Here is a 5,598-nt window from a genome sequence, read left to right on the forward strand (position 1 = left end):
CCCCAATTAAAAACCATATAAAACAATTACCTAGAATTTTTACTCTCTAATGATCTAATAGGAGGGGAAAAAATCCACGGTCGTTCGGGCGGGAGCGCCCGCCAGGTAGCGAACGACCGGCCGGGCGGCGGTGGGTTTTTTCTCCGACACGGACGGCGCAGCCGGCCGTTCCTCCAACCTTGATCTTTGCGCTTCGCCGGAGTGGTGCTCGCTGTTGCGACACGCACAGCGGCCCCGGATGGGGTGGGTCAGGCAGGGAGGGGAAGGTTTGGGCCCAGAGAGGCCACAGGAGCGCCTATGAGGTCCGCCGCAGGCGCAGGGAGGGAGAAGGGCTAGGACCGGCCCTGAGCGCCCTCTAAGAGCGCCACAGACGCAAGGATGGAGGGCGGGGCAAGGGAGAGCCTGGGAAAGACAGCACCAAAGCCCTCGGCGGTGCGGATCAGCCGGGCCCTCTGACCGCGCTCGAAGCTGTCAAAGGTCGCATCGCCGTCTTCCGGATCGGAAGGATCCGCTAAGATCGCGATATCGTCGTTCTTCCCCTAAATTGCTCCTTCTGACGAGCACGCCCGTTCCCAAGCGAACCGCTATCGCTTATGTGTTCTTGTGTACACAACCCAGCACCCGGAGTCCGGTCATGACTGCCAGCACGACGATGACGATCCGCCTCGACCCGCAGGTGAAGGACAAGCTCGGACGGTTGGCGCAGGGCACCAGGCGCAGCCGGTCGTTCCTGGCCGGGGAAGCCGTCGGCGCCTATGTCGACCGCGAGCTGGCGATCATCGAGGGCATCCAGCGCGGTCTGGCGGACATGGAGGCGGGACGCACCGTTCCGCACGAGGAGGCAATGGCCGAGCTTCAGGCTGTGATCGACGCTGCGTCCGACACGCCCGCGTGACGCGCCGGGTCAGCTGGTCCCGCGACGCCCTGGACGAGCTCAAGGCGGAGGTGGACTACATCGCCGCCGACAACCCGAGAGCTGCCCAGCGGGTCCGGGACGTCCTCGACAAGACCGCTGCCGCCCTGTCCGACATTCCCACGGGGCGTCCAGGACGTGTGAGCGGTACCTACGAGAAGACCGTCACGGGCCTGTCCTACGTCATCGCCTATGCCGTCACCGGCGACCGAAACCACGGGACCGTGACGATCCTCCACGTGATCCACACATCGCGCGACTGGCAGCCCGAAAGCTGGCCCCGCCAGACCTGATTGCGCCCGCCCGACAGGCGCGTTCTTCACGAGCGTTGCTCGTCCTGACAACTCTGCAACGAGAACCTTGAACCTTCCTTTTGGATATGGCAATGATTGCCATAACTTTTGTCTTCCAGTGAAAAGAACGCGACATGGCAACGATGAACGTCTCGCTTCCCGATCCGATGAAGGACTGGGTCGAGAAGCAGAGCGCGCGGGGACGGTATGCTAACAGCAGCGACTACGTGCGCGACCTGATCCGCCGAGACCAGGTGCGGGCCGAGGCGGTGGCGCGGATGCAGGCGCTGGTGGATGCGGGGCTCGCCAGCGGGGAGGGCACGCGGTCGATGGCGCAGATCAAAGCGGAAGCGCGACGCCGGGCGGGTACAGCCTAGGATGGCATGGCGTCTCAGCGGCAAGGCCGAGGAGGATCTGATCGCCATCTGGCTACAAGGCGCGCGGGCGTTCGGTGCCAATCAGGCCGACCGCTATCAGGACAGCTTTGAGATGGCGTTCGCGCTTCTGGCCGAGTTCCCCGAGCTGGCCCGCGAGCGCACCGAACTCACGCCGCCAATCTGGGTGCATCCCTGCGGCGTTCACCTGATCGTCTACTTGGTCCGACCGGACGCAGACATCTTCGTGGTTCGGGTCCGCCACAGCCGCGAGGACTGGACCAGCGACCCCACCTGACGGACGCTTCAAGCCACCGCAGGAAAAACACCTCCAAGACTGTCCCCAGCCGCCTTATTCCAGGTGACAAACGCTTCCTATTAGTGAAACGTAAGCCAGCATACTGCTGTGGCCACGCTTCGCGCGCCCACAGCAGAGCCGGCGAGGGGAGGCTGCGCCTCCCCTTCGAACCCCATCGGGGCTTCCGTGGTGCCTTGAAAAGTGCCGCCCGGCGGGCGGCCGGCCCCCCGGACCGCCCAGCCTTCCGGGGGGGCGGCGGTCCGGGGGGCCGGGATAATCGGAGAGGACGGAGTGGGGCGGATATGTGGGTGAAGATCCGGGCGACGGAGGAGCAGCGCAGCCGCTGGCACGCCGTGGCGGAGGCGCGGGGCGTGTCGCTGTCGGAGCTGGTGCGCCAGGGCCTCGACGGGGTGCGGGCGGTACGGCGGCGGCACCAGCCGCGCCGTGTCGATCCCGAACTGCTGCGGGAGCTGGCGCGGATCGGTAACAACCTCAACCAGCTGGCGCGGTGGGCGAACCGCGAGAAGCGCGGGGCGGATGCGGTGGCGGTGGTGGCGCGGCTGATCGCGCTCGACCGGGAGCTGGCACAGCTGCGGCGGGCGCATGAGGTTCCGACGGCCGAGGCCGGTCCCGGCGCCGTGTCAGAGGACGCTCCATGCTGATCAAGTTCATGGGCGGGCGCGGCGGCGGCGGGCCGATTGCTGCGTACCTGGTCGCGCGGGATCGTCCGGGGCGCGAGGAAGCGCCCCCGGACGTGGTGCGGGGCGACATTGCGCAGACCCGCGAGCTGATCGACAGCCTGGACCGCAAGTGGACCTACACGACGGGCGTGATCAGCTTCGCCCGCGAGGATGCGCCGAGCGAGGCGCAGCAGCGGGCGGTGATGGACGATTTCGAGCGGGTGGCGTTCGCGGGCATGGATCCCGAGCAGTACGACATCACCTGGGTGCGCCACAGCCATACGGCAGGCGGACGCGTGGAGCTGCATTTCCTGACGCCACGGATGGAGCTGCGGACGGGAAAGGCGCTGAACATCGCGCCGCCCGGCTGGGAGCGGACCTATGCGCCGCTCAGGGACGCATGGAACCATGCCGAGGGCTGGGCGCGACCCGACGATCCCGACCGCGCCCGGACCGTGCAGTTCGATCGCCAGATGCCGGAGCGGGCGCAGACGCGTGAAGCGGTCGCGGCGTTCCTCGAAGGCCGCATCCTGGCGGGCGAGATCGAGGACCGCGCCGGGATCGTGCGCGCGCTCGAGGAGGCCGGGTTCACGGTGCCGCGCCAGGGCAAGGATTACATCACCGCCGCCGATCCGGATACGGAGGCGCGGTTCAGACTGAAAGGGCGTATCTTTGAGCGTGACTGGACCCGCAAGACCGAGCTTGACCGCGCAGCTGCAAGAGAAGATGCGCGCGGAACGGCAGCAGATCGAGGCGTTGACCTCGAGCGAGCTGCAACAGCTCGCCGAGAGCTTGAGCAGATCGTCGAAAGCCGCGCTCGACGCCATCGAGAGGGATATGAACATCCGGCTGGGAGGGGTGCGGAGCCGGCTGATCGCCATCGAGAGCGAACAGCGGCGCTGGCCGCTCTGGACCGTGCTGACCTGCATCGCGACCGCGGGAGTGCTCTTCGTCTTGCTGTGGCTGGCGACGAGCTGGGCGCAGTTCGATCTGAAGACGGCGCTGATCGAACGGGACTCCGCCCGGAGCGTGCTGGAGCTGCTGAACGACGCGGCGAAGGACGTGACGTTCCAGATCGGCCCGGACGGGCGGGAGTTTCTCGTCGGGCCCCAAGGCTCACGCGCGGAAATCTGCAACGGTTCGCCCTGTATCGAACTACCGAAGGAGTAAAGCGCGATGGACAACCTGACGACATTCGAGCGCGCGCTCTTGGCCGAGTTCGAGAGCTTGGCCGCCAGTTGCGCGGCCTCGGGGAAAGTCTCGGCCGCTACGGCCGAGAGGCTGTCGAAGGCGTCCGAACATTTCTCGGGGCAGATCGCGACGCTGAGACGAACGCAAGCCGCGCAGAGCGAAGCCTTGGAAACCTTGACCGAAGCGTTGGACGCGCAGGTGAAGCTAACGACCACCTTGATTGGGCGAGTGAACGCCTTGGCACGCGTACTCGAGAGCTAGTGCAGGAGAAGGAGCGGATAGCTGAGCTGAAACGCCAGGAGGCGCTTGATCGGGAACAAGTCGCACGGGACCGGAGCAGAGGGTATGGGCGATGAGGGAAATGGTATGGTTCTTCGGCCTATACTCTCACGAAGCGTGTCCGATTGCCACGCAAGGTCGCACCAGACCGCATAGGCAACAGGTCGGCCTGTAGTCCGTTGAAGAGAGCGCGGGCAACCCGTTAGATTGGGCGCAGATACCAGAAGTGAGTTCGACGATGGATCGCGTTGCAGAAGAGACCCAGCCTATCCTGTTTCGATACGGCATCCCGCGGCGCGCCGAGCCGGTCCTGCCCGGCCGCTACTGCGTCGAGCGCGACATGTGGATAGTGCCGACGCCGGAGGGCGAAAGTCCCGCAATCGACATGCCCGGTTCGCAGCCCTCACTCAGGACAAAGACGCTAACGCATACCGAGCAGGACGACGACTCCTCGCTGGCCGTGGCCAACATGTTGCAAACTAAGACCGCGGTCGAGCTGGAGCGGGAAGACCAAGGTCCGGGCGTGCTGATTGCAGCAATCCAAACCAAAACAGATGCGGGGCGGGAAGCGGACGACACCGCCGAGATGCTTGTCTGACCGATCTGGCGTCCTGCTCGCGACTAACAGGCAGGACATAACGACCGACCACCTCGTCCGTGAGCTGCGCCGCCGCAGCGTACCCTTCCTTCGCCTCAACACCGAGGACCTGCCGCAGACGGTCGTCACCTTCGCGGCGTCGGACATGCTAACCGGGACGATCACGGTCCGCGGCCTCACGCACGATCTCGCGGCGTTCCGATCGGCCTACTACCGGCGCCCAGAGCTGCCGGAGATCGGAGCGACCGCGAGCAGCGAGGCGCGCGCCTACGCAGTGCAGGAGTGGAGCGCCGCGGCACGCAGCCTGTGGAACGCGCTGGAGGGGCGCTGGTTGAACTCACCCTTCGCAATCCTGCGGGCGGAGGATAAGCCGCGCCAGTTGGCCGTCGCCCGAGCCTGTGGCCTGCGGGTTCCGCCCACCGTAGTCGGAAACGACGTCGATGCTGCGCGATCCTTCCTCGCGGCACGTCGATGCGTAATCAAGCCGCTGCGCCGGGCGCTAGTAGACGACCCGGATGGGCCTGGCCAAGTCATCTTCACCTCGGAGCTGGCCGATCTGCGAGAGGAGGACCGGGCGGCGTTCGAGGCCGTGCCGGTGATCGTGCAGGCGCTGATACCAAAGCGCCGCGATGTGCGCGTTACGGTCGTGGACCGAACCGCCGTCGCAGTCGCGATCCACTCCCAGGCGCATGAGGAGACCCGCGTGGATTGGCGCCGCGGCGAACGGACCGACTTGCGCCAGGAGCGCGTCGATCTGCCACCCGCTGTCGTGGCCGCCTGCGTGGCGGTCGTCCAGAGCCTCGCCCTGCGCTTCGCGGCCATTGACCTCGTGGAGGACCGCGACGGGGCCTTCTGGTTCCTTGAGGCCAACCCTAACGGTCAGTGGGCCTGGTTGGAGCAGGTCGAGGGGGTAGAGATCGCGGCGACCCTGGTCGACGCGCTGGTCCAATGAGCGAGTGGCGCAAATGGAAA

8 protein-coding genes are annotated in these 5,598 nt (G+C 66.2%); all 8 read left to right on the forward strand.

Features of this window, described 5'->3' with window-relative positions; genetic code table 11:
• Window positions 1–634: 634 nt before the first annotated feature.
• The 8 genes from OCGS_RS11080 to OCGS_RS11120 all read left to right on the forward strand — a co-directional run bounded on the left by OCGS_RS11080 (window position 635) and on the right by OCGS_RS11120 (window position 5,578).
• Window positions 635–895 carry a CopG family ribbon-helix-helix protein gene (locus tag OCGS_RS11080; RefSeq protein ID WP_007427339.1) on the forward strand — a complete coding sequence of 87 codons (261 nt, stop codon included), beginning with the start codon at window positions 635–637 and terminating at the stop codon, window positions 893–895.
• Window positions 892–1,206 carry a type II toxin-antitoxin system RelE/ParE family toxin gene (locus tag OCGS_RS11085; RefSeq protein ID WP_040610949.1) on the forward strand — a complete coding sequence of 105 codons (315 nt, stop codon included), beginning with the start codon at window positions 892–894 and terminating at the stop codon, window positions 1,204–1,206. Before OCGS_RS11080 ends, OCGS_RS11085 begins: the two co-directional genes overlap by 4 nt.
• Window positions 1,207–1,340: 134 nt before the next feature.
• Window positions 1,341–1,583 carry a type II toxin-antitoxin system ParD family antitoxin gene (locus tag OCGS_RS11090; protein ID WP_007427341.1) on the forward strand — a complete coding sequence of 81 codons (243 nt, stop codon included), beginning with the start codon at window positions 1,341–1,343 and terminating at the stop codon, window positions 1,581–1,583.
• Window position 1,584: 1 nt separating this feature from the next.
• Window positions 1,585–1,878: a type II toxin-antitoxin system RelE/ParE family toxin gene (locus OCGS_RS11095; RefSeq protein WP_007427342.1), complete on the forward strand. Its 294-nt coding sequence runs from the start codon at window positions 1,585–1,587 to the stop codon at window positions 1,876–1,878.
• 302 nt (window positions 1,879–2,180) lie between these two features.
• Entirely contained in the window at window positions 2,181–2,540 is a 360-nt protein-coding gene (locus OCGS_RS11100; protein WP_007427343.1) for a MobC family plasmid mobilization relaxosome protein, read from the forward strand.
• Complete coding sequence (locus OCGS_RS14880; protein WP_007427344.1) at window positions 2,534–4,105, forward strand: relaxase family protein; 1,572 nt, start codon at window positions 2,534–2,536, stop codon at window positions 4,103–4,105. Before OCGS_RS11100 ends, OCGS_RS14880 begins: the two co-directional genes overlap by 7 nt.
• Before the next feature lie 161 nt (window positions 4,106–4,266).
• Window positions 4,267–4,626 carry a hypothetical protein gene (locus OCGS_RS11115; RefSeq protein WP_040610952.1) on the forward strand — a complete coding sequence of 120 codons (360 nt, stop codon included), beginning with the start codon at window positions 4,267–4,269 and terminating at the stop codon, window positions 4,624–4,626.
• On the forward strand, window positions 4,619–5,578 hold the full coding sequence (locus OCGS_RS11120) for an MvdC/MvdD family ATP grasp protein (RefSeq protein ID WP_040610953.1): 960 nt from the start codon (window positions 4,619–4,621) through the stop codon (window positions 5,576–5,578). The genes OCGS_RS11115 and OCGS_RS11120 overlap by 8 nt, the downstream gene beginning before the upstream one ends.
• The last annotated feature ends 20 nt before the right edge of the window (window positions 5,579–5,598 follow it).

It is taken from the genome of Oceaniovalibus guishaninsula JLT2003, assembly GCF_000299575.1.
Classification (GTDB): domain Bacteria; phylum Pseudomonadota; class Alphaproteobacteria; order Rhodobacterales; family Rhodobacteraceae; genus Palleronia; species Palleronia guishaninsula.